General features: G+C 54.0%; 15 protein-coding genes. 11 read left to right on the forward strand and 4 right to left on the reverse strand.

Features of this window, described 5'->3' with window-relative positions:
* Positions 1 to 33: 33 nt before the first annotated feature.
* The gene (gene avtA / locus FDX03_RS20540; RefSeq protein ID WP_048213674.1) at positions 34 to 1,284 is read left to right on the forward strand and encodes a valine--pyruvate transaminase; all 1,251 of its coding nucleotides are present in this window, start codon (positions 34 to 36) and stop codon (positions 1,282 to 1,284) included.
* Positions 1,285 to 1,319: 35 nt separating this feature from the next.
* On the opposite strand, the gene FDX03_RS20545 is transcribed toward avtA, so the two are convergent.
* Both FDX03_RS20545 and yiaJ read right to left on the reverse strand, forming a co-directional pair.
* Positions 1,320 to 1,793 (reverse strand): 4Fe-4S dicluster domain-containing protein, encoded by a 474-nt coding sequence (locus tag FDX03_RS20545; RefSeq protein ID WP_116360383.1) that lies wholly within the window; start codon positions 1,791 to 1,793, stop codon positions 1,320 to 1,322.
* A gap of 117 nt (positions 1,794 to 1,910) precedes the next feature.
* Positions 1,911 to 2,726, reverse strand: coding sequence for an IclR family transcriptional regulator YiaJ (gene yiaJ, locus FDX03_RS20550; RefSeq protein ID WP_048213806.1), 816 nt, complete (start codon positions 2,724 to 2,726; stop codon positions 1,911 to 1,913).
* Between the two features lie 217 nt (positions 2,727 to 2,943).
* Between yiaJ and yiaK the strand changes: the two genes are divergently transcribed.
* The 8 genes from yiaK (at position 2,944) to araD (ending at position 10,519) form a co-directional block, all read left to right on the forward strand.
* Positions 2,944 to 3,942, forward strand: coding sequence for a 3-dehydro-L-gulonate 2-dehydrogenase (gene yiaK / locus FDX03_RS20555; RefSeq protein WP_137346506.1), 999 nt, complete (start codon positions 2,944 to 2,946; stop codon positions 3,940 to 3,942).
* A gap of 11 nt (positions 3,943 to 3,953) precedes the next feature.
* Positions 3,954 to 4,418, forward strand: coding sequence for a YhcH/YjgK/YiaL family protein (locus FDX03_RS20560; protein WP_137346507.1), 465 nt, complete (start codon positions 3,954 to 3,956; stop codon positions 4,416 to 4,418).
* A 13-nt stretch (positions 4,419 to 4,431) separates the two neighbouring features.
* On the forward strand, positions 4,432 to 5,364 hold the full coding sequence (locus FDX03_RS20565; RefSeq protein ID WP_137346508.1) for a DUF4862 family protein: 933 nt from the start codon (positions 4,432 to 4,434) through the stop codon (positions 5,362 to 5,364).
* Between the two features lie 31 nt (positions 5,365 to 5,395).
* Entirely contained in the window at positions 5,396 to 6,715 is a 1,320-nt protein-coding gene (locus tag FDX03_RS20570; protein ID WP_005120509.1) for an MFS transporter, read from the forward strand.
* A gap of 97 nt (positions 6,716 to 6,812) precedes the next feature.
* Positions 6,813 to 8,315 (forward strand): FGGY-family carbohydrate kinase, encoded by a 1,503-nt coding sequence (locus FDX03_RS20575; RefSeq protein WP_137346509.1) that lies wholly within the window; start codon positions 6,813 to 6,815, stop codon positions 8,313 to 8,315.
* Positions 8,315 to 8,977, forward strand: coding sequence for a 3-keto-L-gulonate-6-phosphate decarboxylase UlaD (gene ulaD, locus FDX03_RS20580; RefSeq protein ID WP_137346539.1), 663 nt, complete (start codon positions 8,315 to 8,317; stop codon positions 8,975 to 8,977). Before FDX03_RS20575 ends, ulaD begins: the two co-directional genes overlap by 1 nt.
* Positions 8,970 to 9,830 (forward strand): L-ribulose-5-phosphate 3-epimerase, encoded by an 861-nt coding sequence (locus FDX03_RS20585; protein WP_048213680.1) that lies wholly within the window; start codon positions 8,970 to 8,972, stop codon positions 9,828 to 9,830. The genes ulaD and FDX03_RS20585 overlap by 8 nt, the downstream gene beginning before the upstream one ends.
* Positions 9,824 to 10,519: an L-ribulose-5-phosphate 4-epimerase gene (araD, locus tag FDX03_RS20590; RefSeq protein ID WP_061066807.1), complete on the forward strand. Its 696-nt coding sequence runs from the start codon at positions 9,824 to 9,826 to the stop codon at positions 10,517 to 10,519. Before FDX03_RS20585 ends, araD begins: the two co-directional genes overlap by 7 nt.
* A 4-nt stretch (positions 10,520 to 10,523) precedes the next feature.
* On the opposite strand, the gene FDX03_RS20595 is transcribed toward araD, so the two are convergent.
* Positions 10,524 to 11,339, reverse strand: a complete 816-nt coding sequence (locus FDX03_RS20595; RefSeq protein WP_137346510.1) for a helix-turn-helix domain-containing protein — start codon at positions 11,337 to 11,339, stop codon at positions 10,524 to 10,526.
* 251 nt (positions 11,340 to 11,590) lie between these two features.
* Between FDX03_RS20595 and FDX03_RS20600 the strand changes: the two genes are divergently transcribed.
* Positions 11,591 to 12,991, forward strand: coding sequence for an MFS transporter (locus FDX03_RS20600; protein ID WP_137346511.1), 1,401 nt, complete (start codon positions 11,591 to 11,593; stop codon positions 12,989 to 12,991).
* A 10-nt stretch (positions 12,992 to 13,001) separates the two neighbouring features.
* Complete coding sequence (locus tag FDX03_RS20605) at positions 13,002 to 14,957, forward strand: glycoside hydrolase family 127 protein (protein WP_137346512.1); 1,956 nt, start codon at positions 13,002 to 13,004, stop codon at positions 14,955 to 14,957.
* Positions 14,958 to 15,049: 92 nt separating this feature from the next.
* On the opposite strand, the gene FDX03_RS20610 is transcribed toward FDX03_RS20605, so the two are convergent.
* The gene (locus FDX03_RS20610; RefSeq protein ID WP_101743231.1) at positions 15,050 to 15,790 is read right to left on the reverse strand and encodes a MipA/OmpV family protein; all 741 of its coding nucleotides are present in this window, start codon (positions 15,788 to 15,790) and stop codon (positions 15,050 to 15,052) included.
* Between the last annotated feature and the right edge of the window lie 21 nt (positions 15,791 to 15,811).

The raw sequence follows: 15,811 nt of genomic DNA on the forward strand, positions 1-15,811 counted from the left end.
CACTTTAATACTGAGTTCGACAGATCACCTGCTATGACATTCTCACTTTTTGGCAACAAATTTACCCGCCATTCAGGCATCACACGCCTGATGGAGGACCTCAACGACGGCTTACGCACCCCAGGCGCTATCATGCTCGGTGGCGGTAATCCGGCGCAAATACCAGAGATGCAAAATTACTTTCAGTCTCTGCTGGCAGAAATGCTGGAAAACGGCAAAGCCACTGATGCGCTTTGTAATTATGACGGTCCACAAGGTAAAACCGAGCTACTGTCTGAGCTGGCGAAATTACTACGTGAGAAGCTGGGCTGGGATATCGAACCACAAAATATTGCACTGACAAATGGCAGTCAGAGCGCGTTTTTCTACTTATTCAACCTCTTCGCCGGACGTCGCGCCGATGGAACCACCCGAAAAGTGTTGTTCCCGTTGGCCCCGGAATATATTGGCTATGCCGATTCCGGCCTGGAAGAAGATCTCTTTGTCTCAGCACGCCCAAACATCGAACTGTTACCGGAAGGTCAGTTTAAGTATCACGTTGATTTTGAACACCTGCACATCGGTGAAGAGACGGGCATGATCTGCGTATCACGTCCGACCAACCCAACAGGCAACGTGATCACCGATGAAGAGCTGATGAAGCTGGATCGGCTGGCCAACCAGCATGGGATCCCGTTGGTGATTGATAATGCCTATGGCGTACCGTTCCCCGGCATCATCTTTAGCGAAGCACGCCCGTTGTGGAACCCTAACATTGTGCTGTGCATGAGCCTTTCCAAGCTGGGTCTGCCAGGTTCCCGCTGCGGCATCATTATCGCCAATGAAAAAATCATCACCGCCATCACCAATATGAACGGCATTATCAGCCTTGCTCCTGGCGGGATGGGTCCGGCAATCATGTGCGAAATGATTAAGCGCAACGACCTGCTGCGTCTGTCTGAGACGGTTATCAAACCGTTTTATTATCAGCGTGTTCAGCAGACTATTGCGATCATTCGCCGCTATTTATCTGAAGATCGCTGCCTGATCCATAAACCAGAGGGCGCGATTTTCCTGTGGCTGTGGTTCAAAGATTTGCCCATCACGACTGAACTGCTGTATCAGCGCCTGAAAGCACGTGGCGTGCTGATGGTTCCCGGTGATTACTTCTTCCCAGGGCTGGATAAACCCTGGCCGCATACCCATCAGTGCATGCGGATGAATTACGTACCGGAACCGGAAAAAATCGAGGCTGGCGTGAAGATTCTGGCTGAAGAGATCGAACGCGCCTGGCTGGAAGGCTGATGATAAACCCGACCCAGACACGGGTCGGGCTATTTTCACAGCGGCTGGGAGCGTAGACGTTGTTTCTGGACGCTGACCGCATCTATACACTGCAACGCGCTGGTCGGGCAGGCTTCGACACACGCGGGTCCCGCCTCACGGTGCCAGCACAGATCGCATTTTATCGCCTGCACCCGAGACGAGCGGGAGACGACATTCATCGCCCCAAACGGGCAGGCCAGCATACAGCTTTTACAGCCAATGCAACGCGCCTGTTCAACGAAGATATGCCCATGTTCACGACGAATGGCGTGCGTTGGGCAAACATTCACGCAGGGAGCATCTTCGCATTGATGACAAGCGACCGCCGTCGTAAAGGCGTCGTCTTTGATCACGCGGATCCGCGGAGTAAACGCAGCAGAAGAGACCGACGCGCAGTCCTGGTTTTGCTGATGCGCGACGACACATGCCACTTCGCAGGTACGACACCCAATACATTTTTCCGCATCCGCCATAATAAACGCGTTCATTGCCCCCTCCCTCTGCGTGAAAACCACAGAGTGCCAGAGAGATTCCCCCCGTCGCTTTGATCGGACAGGGGAAACGGTTAAATAGTGTCAGGTGCCTGAACGACGTCAGGCATGCGCCTAATCGCGAACGGTAAAGCCCAGCTCATTGGAAATGGCCTGCGCGGTTTCGCGCAGCGGCTTGAGTAAATTCTTTTCTCCGACCTGCTTGAGGCGCGAGGTAGAGAGTGAAATCGATACCGAGTACGGCACCCGCCCATGAATATCAAACACCGGCACGGCGATGCAGGAAACACCCAGCTCGTTCTCTTCCCGATCCATCGCCATACTGCTTTCGCGGATCTGCGCCAACTCATCGTACATGGCCGGTAAACCAGTAATCGTATTGCGGGTCAGCGGCTGAATCAGATCCTGATGGCTCTGCCAGTAAGATTCCACATAGTCCGGATGACCAAACGCCATATAAATTTTGCCCATCGCCGAGCAATACAGCGGCATATGCTGACCGATATAAGCGCGGGTACGCAGCATGCCCGTCGTCGGCTCCAGCTTATAAATCAAAATCGCATGGTCGTCTTCACGACTGGAGAAGTTGATGGTTTCACCGGTGGCGATATTCAGCGCTTCAAGGTGCGGCGCAGCAACATGGATGATGTTCAGTGACGACAACGCCTTCTGACCCACGGCAATAAATTTGGTGGTCAGGCGATAACTCCCTGCCGCGGGCGCGGGGGTGACATATCCGCAGGATTGCAGCCCTTGCAGCAGTCGATGCACGGTACTTTTGTTCAGCCCTGCCAGTTCAGACAAATGCGCCAACGGGCAACCATTCGGATAGTTGCTCAAAATCTCAATCAACATCAAACCACGGAACAGGCTCTGACTTCCGGCTGGCCGCTCTTTGTCTTGCGTCATCTCACTCTCTTTTGTGCCCATCGTTTCCGCTCCCCTTTTCGTCGCGCTCTGATGGTAGCGCAAAGTGTGTTTCAGTTCACGATCTGAACCGAAAAAACACAACCATTTGATTTTCATGATTTTAAAAAACAGGGTGCCCCGTTGATCTGTCAAAATTTGATCGCTATATTTGAAATCAGATTTCGCATAGTGGAATTTAGAGATAAAAAAGCGATCAAATTTAAACAAGGAAACAGGAATGAAAGTCACTTTTGAGCAGTTGAAAGATGCGTTCAATCGGGTACTGCTGGCACGCGGTATCGCCGTTGAAACCGCCGATGCCTGTGCCGAAATGTTTGCCCGTACCACCGAATCAGGTGTGTATTCGCACGGTGTTAACCGTTTTCCCCGTTTCATTCAGCAACTGGATAACGGCGACATCATTCCTGAGGCCAAACCGCAGCGCATTACCAGCCTGGGTGCAATTGAGCAGTGGGATGCCCAACGTTCGATCGGCAATTTGACGGCGAAAAAGATGATGGACCGTGCCATCGAACTGGCCTCCGATCACGGTATTGGCCTGGTCGCGCTGCGTAACGCCAACCACTGGATGCGCGGCGGCAGCTATGGCTGGCAGGCGGCGGAGAAAGGCTACATCGGTATCTGCTGGACCAACTCCATTGCCGTGATGCCTGCATGGGGTTCTAAAGAGTGCTGCATCGGCACTAACCCGCTGATTGTTGCCATCCCCTCCACGCCAATCACCATGGTCGATATGTCGATGTCGATGTTCTCCTACGGCATGCTGGAAGTTAACCGTCTGGCGGGCCGTGAACTGCCGGTGGACGGCGGGTTCGACGATGAAGGTAACCTCACCAGAGAACCTGGCGTTATCGAGAAAAATCGCCGTATTTTGCCAATGGGATACTGGAAAGGTTCAGGTCTGTCGATTGTGCTGGATATGATCGCCACCCTGCTTTCAGACGGTTCTTCCGTGGCCGAGGTCACCCAGGACAACAGCGATGAATATGGCGTTTCGCAGATTTTTATCGCTATTGAAGTAGATAAGCTGATCGACGGCGCCACCCGCGACGCCAAACTGCAGCGGATTATGGATTTCATCACCTCCGCCGAACGCGCCGATGAAAATATACCTGTCCGCCTGCCGGGCCACGAGTTTACAAAGCTGCTGGAAGAAAACCGCCGCAACGGTATCACCGTTGATGACAGCGTCTGGGCCAAAATTCAGGCGTTGTAAGGAGTCAGAGTATGATTTTTGGACATATCGCTCAGCCTAACCCATGTCGTTTACCCGCGGCGATTGAAAGGGCGCTCGACTTTCTGCGTAGCACAGACTTCCGCAAACTGGAGCCGGGCGTGGTGGAAATCGACGGTAAAAATATCTTCGCGCAGGTTATCGATTTAACCACGCGTGATGCTGCCGAAAATCGCCCGGAAGTGCATCGCCGCTATCTGGATATTCAATTTCTGGCCTGGGGTGAAGAAAAAATCGGTATCGCCATTGATACCGGGAATAACCCAATCAGTGAATCGTTATTAGAACAGCGCGATATTATTTTTTATCGCACTAGCGAACATGAATCGTTCATCGAAATGATTCCGGGAAGCTACGCCATATTTTTCCCGCAGGATGTTCACCGCCCTGCATGTCATAAAACTGTCGCCACGCCGATCCGCAAAATAGTCGTGAAGGTCGCTATTTCAGTTTTATAAAAAGGAGCACAACATGAGCGTTAATAATGCCGGTTATATTATCGGTGCGTACCCCTGTGCGCCCTCATTTCACCAAAAGAGTGAAGAGGAAGAGAAGGAATTCTGGCGACAGCTCGCCGATACCCCGGATATTCGCGGTCTGGAGCAGCCCTGCCTTGAACATCTTCACCCGTTAGGCGACGAATGGTTATTACGTCATACGCCGGGCGACTGGCAAATCGTGGTCACCGCCATTATGGAAACCATGCGCCGTCGCGGCGCAAACAGCGCTTTTGGGCTGGCTTCCAGCGACGAAGATCAGCGTAAAGCCTGCGTGGCGTATTACCGTCATCTGCAGCAGAAAATCAACCATACCAATTCGGCCCACGCCGGAAAAGTGATTGCGCTGGAGCTGCATGCCGCCCCCAATGCCAGCAACCCAAATGTTGCACAGGCCACCGACGCGTTTGCCCGTTCGCTGAAAGAGATTACCTCCTGGGACTGGTCCTGCGATCTGGTGCTGGAACATTGCGACGCCATGACCGGCATTGCGCCGCGCAAAGGCTTTCTGCCGTTGGACAACGTGCTGGAAGTCATTGCCGGGTATGACATCAGCGTGTGCATTAACTGGGCGCGATCGGCCATTGAAGGACAGAACCCCGCCCTGGCGTTGACCCACACGCAGCAGGTCAAACGGGCTGGAAAACTGGGTGCGCTGATGTTCTCCGGTACCACTATCACAGGAGACTACGGTGAGTGGCAGGACTTACACGCCCCGTTTGCCCCATTCTGCCCACAAAGCCTGATGACCACCGACCATGCCCGCGAATTATTCGCCTGCGCAGAAGCCGAACCATTGCAATTTGCCGGTATTAAATTGCTGGAAATAAACGCCAATGCAGATGTGAACCATCGCGTAGCAATATTGCGCGACGGTATCGCGACGTTAAATAAAGCAAAAATATAAAAATAAAATACTACTCTACGAGAATATTAATATGAACATGACCTCTCGCCCTACACTCAAAGATATACCCCGTCAGCGCTGGCTGCGGATTATTCCACCTATTTTAATCGCCTGTATTATTTCTTATATGGACCGCGTCAATATCGCCTTCGCGATGCCGGGCGGAATGGATGCCGAATTAGGTATTTCCGCCACCATGGCGGGACTGGCTGGTGGTATTTTCTTTATCGGTTATCTGTTTTTACAAGTTCCCGGCGGAAAAATTGCCGTTCACGGCAGCGGCAAGAAATTTATTGGCTGGTCGCTGGTTGCCTGGGCGGTTATTTCCGTCCTCACGGGGTTAATCACTAATCAGTACCAACTGCTGGTTCTGCGCTTTTTACTCGGCGTTGCCGAAGGCGGCATGCTGCCGGTGGTGCTGACGATGATCAGTAACTGGTTCCCCGATGCCGAACGCGGTCGCGCCAATGCGATTGTGATTATGTTTGTGCCGATTGCCGGGATCATCACCGCTCCGCTCTCGGGTTGGATTATCACCGTTCTCGACTGGCGCTGGCTGTTCATCATCGAAGGTTTGCTTTCCGTCGTTGTACTGGTGTTGTGGGCCTATACCGTTTACGACCGTCCGCAGGAGGCGCGCTGGATCTCTGAGGCCGAGAAAAATTACCTGGTCGAAACGCTGGCCGCCGAGCAAAAAGCCATTGCCGGAACGGAAGTCAAAAATGCCTCTCTGGGCGCTGTGCTTTCCGATAAAACCATGTGGCAGCTCATCGCGTTGAACTTCTTCTATCAGACCGGGATTTACGGTTACACCCTGTGGCTGCCGACCATCCTCAAAGAGTTGACGCACAGCAGCATGGGACAGGTCGGTATGCTCGCCATTCTGCCGTACGTCGGGGCCATTGCCGGGATGTTCCTGTTCTCTTCTCTCTCTGACCGCACCGGCAAACGCAAGCTGTTCGTCTGCCTGCCGTTGATTGGCTTTGCCCTGTGTATGTTCCTTTCCGTGGCGCTGAAAAATAACGTCTGGCTGGCTTATGCCGCGCTGGTCGGCTGCGGCTTCTTCCTGCAATCGGCAGCGGGCGTGTTCTGGACCATTCCGGCGCGTTTGTTCAGTGCGGAAATGGCCGGTGGCGCGCGTGGGGTCATCAACGCGCTGGGCAACCTCGGCGGCTTCTGCGGTCCTTACGCAGTCGGCGTACTCATCACCCTGTACAGCAAAGATGCGGGGGTTTACTGCCTGGCTATCTCACTGGCTCTGGCCGCGCTGATGGCGCTGCTGCTGCCAGCCAAATGCGACGCTGGTGCGGCTCCACTAAAGACACTGAATCCACATAAACGTACCGCATAAAACGATGCCCGGTGGCGCTGAGCTTACCGGGCCTACAGGTAGCAATCGTCGTAGGCCGGATAAGCGCAGCGCCATCCGGCAAAAATGAGATAACAAGATGAGTGAGAAAGAGACCTTCTGGCTGGGTATTGATTGTGGCGGTACGTATCTGAAAGCCGGGTTGTATGACGCCAAAGGTCATGAACATGGCATTAACCGGCAATCGTTGCAGACCGCATCGCCATTGCCCGGTTACGCCGAACGCGATATGCACCAGCTGTGGCAACAGTGTGTCACCACGATCGCCGGGCTGTTAGCGCGCACCGGCGTCTGCGGCGATCAAATCAAAGGCGTCGGTATTTCCGCTCAGGGCAAAGGCCTGTTCCTCCTCGATAAGCAGGATAAACCGCTGGGCAATGCCATCCTTTCTTCCGACCGCCGGGCGATGGACATCGTTCAGCGCTGGCAGCAGGATGGGATCCCTGAGCAGCTCTACCCGGTCACCCGCCAGACGTTATGGACCGGGCACCCGGCATCATTGCTGCGCTGGGTGAAAGAGAATCAACCCCAACGTTACGCGCAAATTGGCTGCGTGATGATGGGCCATGACTATCTGCGCTGGTGCTTAACCGGTGTTAAAGGCTGCGAAGAAAGCAATATCTCCGAGTCGAACCTCTACAACATGACTACGGGTCAGTACGACCCGCGCCTGACCCAGTGGCTGGGCATCAGTGAGATCGACAATGCGCTGCCGCCGATTGTCGGCTCAGCAGAAATATGCGGGGAAATCACCGCTCAGACAGCCGCCATAACCGGTCTGGCGGCGGGCACGCCCGTCGTCGGCGGACTGTTTGATGTGGTTTCCACCGCACTCTGCGCCGGTATCGAAGATGAACACACCCTCAACGCGGTAATGGGGACCTGGGCGGTCACCAGCGGGATCGCGCACGGCCTGCGCGACCACGAGGCCCATCCCTATGTCTATGGGCGCTATGTCAACGACGGGCAGTACATCGTTCACGAAGCCAGCCCGACCTCTTCCGGCAATCTGGAATGGTTTACCGCCCAGTGGGGCGAACTCTCTTTTGCTGAGATCAATCAGGCTGTTGCCAGCTTACCTAAAGCCGGCAGCGATCTTTTCTTCCTGCCCTTTTTGTACGGCAGCAACGCCGGGCTGGAGATGACCAGCGGCTTTTATGGCATGCAGGCGATACACACTCGCGCCCACTTATTACAGGCCATCTACGAAGGCGTGGTTTTTAGCCACATGACCCACCTCAACCGCATGCGCGAACGTTTTACGCAGGCGCATACCCTGCGCGTCACCGGCGGCCCGGCGCACTCCGACATCTGGATGCAGATGCTGGCAGACGTCAGCGGTTTACGTATCGAATTGCCGCAGATTGAAGAGACCGGTTGCTTTGGCGCTGCGCTCGCCGCCCGCGTCGGCACCGGCGTTTATTCCAACTTCAGCGACGCCCAGCGCAGCCTGGAGCACCCGGTGCGCACGTTATTGCCGGACACCGCCGCGCAGGCGAGCTACCAGCGTAAATACCGCCAATACCTGGATTTAATTACCGCACTACAGGGCTACCACGCCCGCATTAAGGAGCACGAATGATGAGTCGACCATTACTGCAACTGGCGCTCGACCACACCAGCCTTGAAGCCGCACAACGCGACGTCGCGCTGCTACAAGAGAGCGTTGATATCGTTGAGGCGGGGACGATTCTCTGCTTAACCGAAGGGCTGAGCGCCGTGAAAGCCTTGCGCGCCCAGTGCCCGAATAAAATCATCGTCGCCGACTGGAAAGTGGCCGATGCGGGCGAAACCCTCGCTCAACAAGCGTTCGGCGCTGGCGCTAACTGGATGACCATCATCTGCGCCGCCCCGCTGGCGACGGTAGAGAAAGGCCATGGCGTCGCGCAGTCCTGCGGCGGCGAAATTCAGATGGAGCTGTTTGGTAACTGGACGCTGGATGATGCCCGCGACTGGTATCGCGTTGGCGTTCGCCAGGCGATTTACCATCGTGGCCGCGATGCGCAGGCCAGCGGACAACAGTGGGGAGAAGCGGATCTGGCGCGCATGAAGGCGCTTTCTGATATTGGTCTGGAACTGTCGATTACCGGTGGGATCACGCCCGCCGATATGCCGTTGTTCCGCGAAATTAACGTCAAAGCTTTTATTGCCGGGCGTGCGCTGGCGGGAGCGCAAAACCCAGCGCAGGTTGCTGGCGAATTCCATGCGCAAATCGACGCCATCTGGGGAACACAGCATGCGTAATCATCCATTAGGTATCTATGAAAAAGCACTGGCGAAAGACCTCTCCTGGCCGGAGCGTCTGGTGCTGGCGAAAAGCTGCGGTTTTGATTTCGTCGAGATGTCGGTGGATGAAACCGATGAGCGTCTGTCGCGTCTCGACTGGAGCCCGGCTCAGCGCGCCTCGCTGGTTAGCGCAATGCTGGAAACCGGCGTGGCAATCCCGTCAATGTGCCTGTCAGCCCACCGTCGGTTTCCTTTTGGCAGCCGCGATGAAGCCGTGCGTGAGCGGGCGCGAGAAATAATGAGCAAAGCCATTCGCCTGGCGCGCGATTTAGGCATTCGCACCATTCAACTGGCAGGCTACGACGTCTATTACGAAGAACATGACGCAGGCACGCAGCAGCGCTTTGCCGAAGGACTGGCATGGGCAGTGGAGCAGGCTGCCGCTGCGCAGGTGATGCTGGCGGTAGAAATCATGGATACCGCGTTTATGAACTCGATCAGCAAGTGGAAAAAGTGGGACCAGATGTTGTCCTCGCCGTGGTTCACCGTCTATCCGGACGTGGGCAATCTAAGCGCCTGGGGGAATGATGTCACTGCCGAATTGACGCTGGGCATTGACCGCATCGCTGCTATCCACCTGAAAGACACGCTGCCGGTAACCGAAACCCATCCGGGCCAGTTTCGCGATGTGCCGTTTGGCGAAGGGTGCGTGGACTTTGTTGGCATCTTCAAAACGCTGCATCAGCTGAACTATCGCGGGTCGTTTCTGATTGAAATGTGGACTGAAAAAGCGAAAGAGCCGGTACTGGAAATTATCCAGGCACGGCGCTGGATAGAAGCACGCATGCAGGAAGGAGGATTTCCATGTTAGAACAACTGAAAGCCGAGGTGCTGGCGGCCAATCTGGCGCTCCCGGCACATGGTTTAGTGACCTTTACCTGGGGCAACGTCAGCGCGGTCGATGAAACGCGTAAACTGATGGTGATTAAGCCATCCGGCGTGGAATATGAGGTGATGACCGCCGACGATATGGTGGTGGTGGATATTGCCAGCGGCAACGTGGTGGAAGGCAGTAAAAAACCGTCGTCCGACACGCCAACACATCTGGCGCTGTATCGTCGTTATCCCCAGATCGGCGGGATCGTCCATACCCATTCTCGCCACGCGACGATCTGGTCGCAGGCGGGTTTGGATCTCCCGGCATGGGGCACCACGCATGCCGATTATTTCTATGGTTCTATTCCGTGTACGCGTCTGATGACCGCTGAAGAGATCAACGGCGAATATGAATATCAAACCGGAGAGGTGATCGTTCAGACCTTCGAGCAGCGCGATCTCAATCCGCTGCAGGTTCCGGCGGTATTGGTGCACTCCCACGGACCATTCGCCTGGGGTAAAGACGCGGCAGACGCGGTGCATAACGCCGTGGTGCTTGAAGAGTGCGCCTACATGGGGTTGTTCTCTCGCCAGTTAGCCCCGCAGTTGCCGGATATGCAGTCTGAGCTGCTGGATAAACATTATCTGCGTAAACACGGAGCGAATGCCTATTACGGGCAATAACGGGTCAGGCGCTATTGATATGTTCTTTGCAATAGCGCCGTTTCCACGCCGCGGGCGTCAGGCTGGTGTGCTTGTGGAATATTTTGCGAAAATAACCCACGTCATTAAAACCACATTTCATTGCCACCTCGGTTAGCGACAGCGAATCGCTGATTAACAGTTTTTCTGCCGCCCTTACCCGCTGACGGTGCAACGCTTCGGTTAGCGTCAGCCGGAAAGCGCCACGGAAAACGCGCCCCAGATAGTCCGCATTGCAATGCAGTTCTTTCGCCAACGTTGAGGCGGAAATCGGCAGGTGAAACTGAGTATGTATAATTTGTTGGGCCTTCCATGCCAGCGCATTCCCGGGGCTGTCGGCGGGTTGCTCGCTGGCAGCCGCAGAGATTTGCTGCAAAATCAGCAGCAGGATCAGTTCCAGCGCGATACTGCGATGTATATTTTCCTGCTCGCGTAAGAACTGGCGAAACAGCGAAATAATATATTGTGACTCGCTCACCCGGGTATGTTGAGGGATAGCAAGTAACGGTTCCGTTATTGATGCGTCGCTTTCTGCCGTCACCTCAAAATGCAGCCAGTAAAATTTCAAATCAGCCGGAAATTGCCCAACGCCAATATGCAAGCGCTGCGGCCACAGCAGCAAACTTTCCCCAGCATTCACGCAAAAAACCGTATGGTCTTCGCGAATCGTTAATGTCCCTTTTTCAACAAAGATAATCTCCCAGGAGTGCAATTGCCGCGCCGGATGGCTACCCACGCCTCGGGAAATAAATAACCCACCATTTTGCACTTTAATCGGAAGAGACATGGACAATTCGAGCATATATATTCAAATTCCCACTTTTCGTATTATTAAAAATACCTTTATCATTGATTATTAATCATAAAATTACTTTTCACCGGATCGAAATCACATTTTCATTATAAAGTCGGAATTGTCATCTTTTTATACTTTTCCCTTCCCTTGTTGCGCTAAACATTTCGTGCAGAATAAATAACGTACTTTGCAAATTACCACTAAAAAACCCGCAATGTAGCGGGACACTTTCTGAACATCATCTCCGGGAGTTATTTATGACTTCGGCTCCGATTACAACATCTGATTTGGCACAGCGTGCCCAAGACGACAAATTATCCCTGCGTGAAAAAATTGGTTATGGGCTAGGCGATGCGGGCGGGACGGTAATTACCTGCCTGATCATGAACTTTCTGACATTTTTCTACACCGATGTCTTCGGGTTAACGCCTGCGCTGGTCGGCACATTATTTATTGCTTTGCGTGTATTTGACGCCATTTCCGACCCCATCATGGGCGTGCTGGCCGACCGTACGCAAAGCCGTTGGGGGCGCTTTCGCCCGTGGCAACTGTGGGTCGCGGTTCCCATTGGCATCATTGGCGTACTCACTTTTACCGTCCCGGACGCCAGCATGGGCATAAAAATCGCCTGGGCGTTCGGTACCTATCTGCTGCTCTCCGTCGGCTATACCGCCATCAACGTGCCGTACTGTGCGCTGATCAATACGATGACGACCCGCCATAACGAGGTGATCGCCTGTCAGTCCTGGCGCTTTGTGCTGTGCGGCGTGGCGGGATTCCTGGTTTCCGTTGGTCTGCCGTGGATGGTGGATATTCTGGGTCAGGGCAATGCCGCACAGGGTTATCAGTTTGGCGTGGGCATCCTGTGCACCATCGCGGTGGTGATGTTCCTGTGCTGCTTCTTCTGGGTACGCGAGCGTGTGCCACTGGCAATGATGGGAAAATTTACCCTGCGTGAGCACATTGGCGGGCTGCGCAAAAACGATCAGCTATTGTTGATGCTGGTAATGTCTTTCCTGTTGATCAACGTCTTCAATATTCGTGGCGGCGGGTACATGTATTTTATTACCTACGTGCTGGAAGGTAGCACCGCCTATACGTCGCTGTTTTTCACCATGGTGACCTTCGCGTCCATCATTGGTTCAGTGATCGTCAGCCCTCTGACCCGTCGCATCGATACCGTCAAACTCTATTACTACACCAACCTGGTACTGGCCGCGCTGGCGGTAATGATGTGGTTCCTGCCAACCGGCCCAGCTTATCAGACGCTGTGGCTGGCGGTGATCCTCGGTAATGGCATTATTTTAGGCTTCACGCTGCCGTTGCACTTCTCGCTGATGGCCTTCGCCGACGATTACGGCGAGTGGAAAACCGGCGTGCGTTCCTCCGGCATGAATTTCGCCTTTAACCTGTTTTTCATCAAGCTGGCCTGGGCCTCAAGTGCGGGGATCATCAGCCTGCTGTTTATTTTTGTCGCCTATCAGCCAGGCGCTGGTAATCAAACCGCCAGTTCGCTGCAAGGGATTACTGCGATGGAAACGCTGCTGCCCGCGCTGTTCCACCTGCTGCTGGCGCTATCTGTCCGCATCTGCAAACTCAATAACCCGATGATGTCGCGTATTTCCACCGATCTGCGTCAGCGTCATGTACAGCCTTAAGGAGCACGAAATGAACGTACTGGAAGTCGACCTGCATAAGCTCACCGTCAGCGATCCGTTCCTCGGACAATATCAGCAGTTGGTGCGTGACGTGGTGATCCCCTATCAATGGGATGCGCTCAATGACCGCATTGCAGAGGCGGAACCCAGCCATGCAATAGAAAATTTCCGTATCGCCGCGGGCCTGCAGGATGGCGAGTTTTACGGCATGGTTTTTCAGGATAGCGACGTAGCAAAGTGGCTGGAGGCCGTTGCCTGGTCCCTGTGCCAGAAACCCGATGCGGAACTTGAAAAAACGGCCGATGACGTCATTGAACTGGTGGCGGCTGCGCAGTGTGAAGATGGCTATCTCAATACTTACTTCACGGTGAAAGCCCCGAATGAACGCTGGACCAACCTCGCCGAATGTCATGAACTTTACTGCGCCGGTCATTTAATTGAAGCGGGCGTCGCGTTCTTCCAGGCGACGGGAAAACGCCGTTTGTTAGAGGTGGTGTGTCGCCTGGCGGATCACATCGACAGCGTGTTTGGACTCGGGGAGAATCAACTGCGCGGCTACCCCGGACACCCGGAAATCGAGCTGGCGCTGATGCGCTTGTACGAAGTGACCCAGCAACCTCGCTATATGGCGCTGGTAAATTACTTTGTTGAGCAGCGCGGCGCACAGCCTCATTTCTACGACGAAGAGTACGAAAAACGCGGAAAAACCTCTTACTGGCACACCTACGGCCCGGCGTGGATGGTGAAGGACAAGCCCTACAGCCAGGCACATCAGCCTATTTCAGAACAGCAAACGGCTATCGGTCATGCGGTACGCTTTGTCTACTTGATGACCGGCGTGGCGCATCTGGCACGCTTAAGCCAGGACGAAGGCAAGCGTCAGGATTGCCTGCGTCTGTGGAAAAACATGGCCCAGCGCCAGTTGTATATTACCGGCGGGATCGGCTCGCAAAGCAGTGGGGAGGCATTTAGCAGCGATTACGATCTGCCCAACGACTCCGTGTATGCGGAAAGCTGCGCCTCAATCGGCCTGATGATGTTCGCCCGCAGAATGCTGGAAATGGAGGCCGACAGTCAGTATGCCGACGTGATGGAGCGCGCCCTGTACAATACGGTACTTGGCGGTATGGCACTCGACGGCAAGCATTTCTTCTACGTTAACCCGCTGGAAGTGCACCCTAAATCATTAAAATTTAACCATATTTATGACCACGTGAAGCCCGTTCGTCAGCGCTGGTTCGGCTGCGCCTGTTGCCCGCCGAATATCGCCCGCGTGTTAACCTCAATTGGCCACTACATCTATACGCCACGTCAGGACGCGCTGTATATCAATATGTACGTGGGCAATAGCATGGAGGTCCCTGTTGCAAATGGCTCGCTTAAGCTACGTATTAGCGGGGATTACCCATGGCATGAACAGGTAAAAATCGCCATCGAATCACCGCAGTCGGTGTATCACACCCTCGCTCTGCGCCTGCCAGACTGGTGCTCCGCGCCACAGGTTTTGCTGAATGGTCAGCCGGTTGAGCAGGATATTCGCAAAGGCTACTTGCACATCAGCCGGACCTGGCAGGAAGGCGATACGCTCAGTCTGACCCTGCCGATGCCGGTGCGCCGGGTGTACGGAAATCCACTGGTGCGCCATGTGGCAGGGAAGGTCGCTATTCAACGTGGGCCGCTGGTGTATTGCCTGGAGCAGGCCGACAACGGCGAGGAGTTGCATAACTTGTGGCTACCAAAAGAGAGTGAGTTCAGAGTATTCGAGGGTAAGGGGCTGTTCAGCCATAAGATGTTAATTCAGGCTGAAGGTGTGAAGCAAAGTCGCGCCGACGCGACGCAGCAATCCTTGTGGCACTATGATGTTTCACCGGCTTCGCGTCAGGCGCATACCCTGACGTTTATTCCGTGGTTTAGCTGGGCGAACCGTGGTGAAGGCGAAATGCGTATCTGGGTAAATGAGCGGTAAGTGAAAACGTGCCGGATGGCGACGCTTCACGTCTTATCCGGCCTGCAACACTGAAAAAATTGCCCTCCTCCATGAGGACAAACGGGTGAGAATCAGAAGCGCCAGCTCACCCCTGACAGGAAAGTGAAGCTGTCGTCGCGATCGACCATCGGGCTATTTTTAATATCATCCGGCAACACGCTATAGTTAGCGCTGGCCAACAGCGTCAGGTTGCTGGTCAATGCATATTTAGCGGACAAGCCAACATACGGTGTCCAGCTATCGCCTGGGGAATAACTTGATAACCCGCTACGGCGGGATTCATTGCCAGAGATGCCGTAATAATATTGGTTAAAGTTTTCGTCATAGTAGAGCACGCCAACAGCCGGGGTCAGCGTCAGCTTGCCCATCGGCATTTGGCGGAACAGAGACGCTTCTCCTACCCAACCGTTGCTGTTATCCAGCACATCTGCCGCCGCGGAGACTTTCACGCTGCCCCATTTTTCATGGTGATACCATGCTGCACCCGCCATCGCGGTAGCGTCACGCTTGTCCAGCTTTTTCATCGCCTGGTCGTCGTTATCACCTGGATCAAACTCAAGCGGCATATATGAGGCAGTAATGCTAAATTCATTGCTTTCGTTTTTTGAAAGAATATAACCTAACGTTGTTTGCCTAAAATAAAATGATTCACTTTCATAACTGACAAGCGGTACTGCGTGAACATTATCATTATATCCACGATAAGGAGATTCATTATATACAGCGCCACCGCCAATAGAAAATTCTGCGGCTGTCGCACTCGCCATAAAAGAAAAGGCAAATAGTGCCACAATATTGCTTTTAATTAACATGCCAACATTCCATTTTAAAAT

Source organism: Citrobacter sp. wls827 (genome assembly GCF_005280875.1).
In the GTDB taxonomy this organism is placed as follows: Bacteria; Pseudomonadota; Gammaproteobacteria; order Enterobacterales; family Enterobacteriaceae; genus Citrobacter; species Citrobacter youngae.

Coding starts and splice junctions, on each gene's coding strand:
- avtA (WP_048213674.1), top strand. CDS start 34: ATGACATTCTCACTTTTTGGCAACAAATTTACCCGCCATTCAGGCATC.
- FDX03_RS20545 (WP_116360383.1), bottom strand. CDS start 1,793: ATGAACGCGTTTATTATGGCGGATGCGGAAAAATGTATTGGGTGTCGT.
- yiaJ (WP_048213806.1), bottom strand. CDS start 2,726: ATGGGCACAAAAGAGAGTGAGATGACGCAAGACAAAGAGCGGCCAGCC.
- yiaK (WP_137346506.1), top strand. CDS start 2,944: ATGAAAGTCACTTTTGAGCAGTTGAAAGATGCGTTCAATCGGGTACTG.
- FDX03_RS20560 (WP_137346507.1), top strand. CDS start 3,954: ATGATTTTTGGACATATCGCTCAGCCTAACCCATGTCGTTTACCCGCG.
- FDX03_RS20565 (WP_137346508.1), top strand. CDS start 4,432: ATGAGCGTTAATAATGCCGGTTATATTATCGGTGCGTACCCCTGTGCG.
- FDX03_RS20570 (WP_005120509.1), top strand. CDS start 5,396: ATGAACATGACCTCTCGCCCTACACTCAAAGATATACCCCGTCAGCGC.
- FDX03_RS20575 (WP_137346509.1), top strand. CDS start 6,813: ATGAGTGAGAAAGAGACCTTCTGGCTGGGTATTGATTGTGGCGGTACG.
- ulaD (WP_137346539.1), top strand. CDS start 8,315: ATGAGTCGACCATTACTGCAACTGGCGCTCGACCACACCAGCCTTGAA.
- FDX03_RS20585 (WP_048213680.1), top strand. CDS start 8,970: ATGCGTAATCATCCATTAGGTATCTATGAAAAAGCACTGGCGAAAGAC.
- araD (WP_061066807.1), top strand. CDS start 9,824: ATGTTAGAACAACTGAAAGCCGAGGTGCTGGCGGCCAATCTGGCGCTC.
- FDX03_RS20595 (WP_137346510.1), bottom strand. CDS start 11,339: ATGCTCGAATTGTCCATGTCTCTTCCGATTAAAGTGCAAAATGGTGGG.
- FDX03_RS20600 (WP_137346511.1), top strand. CDS start 11,591: ATGACTTCGGCTCCGATTACAACATCTGATTTGGCACAGCGTGCCCAA.
- FDX03_RS20605 (WP_137346512.1), top strand. CDS start 13,002: ATGAACGTACTGGAAGTCGACCTGCATAAGCTCACCGTCAGCGATCCG.
- FDX03_RS20610 (WP_101743231.1), bottom strand. CDS start 15,790: ATGTTAATTAAAAGCAATATTGTGGCACTATTTGCCTTTTCTTTTATG.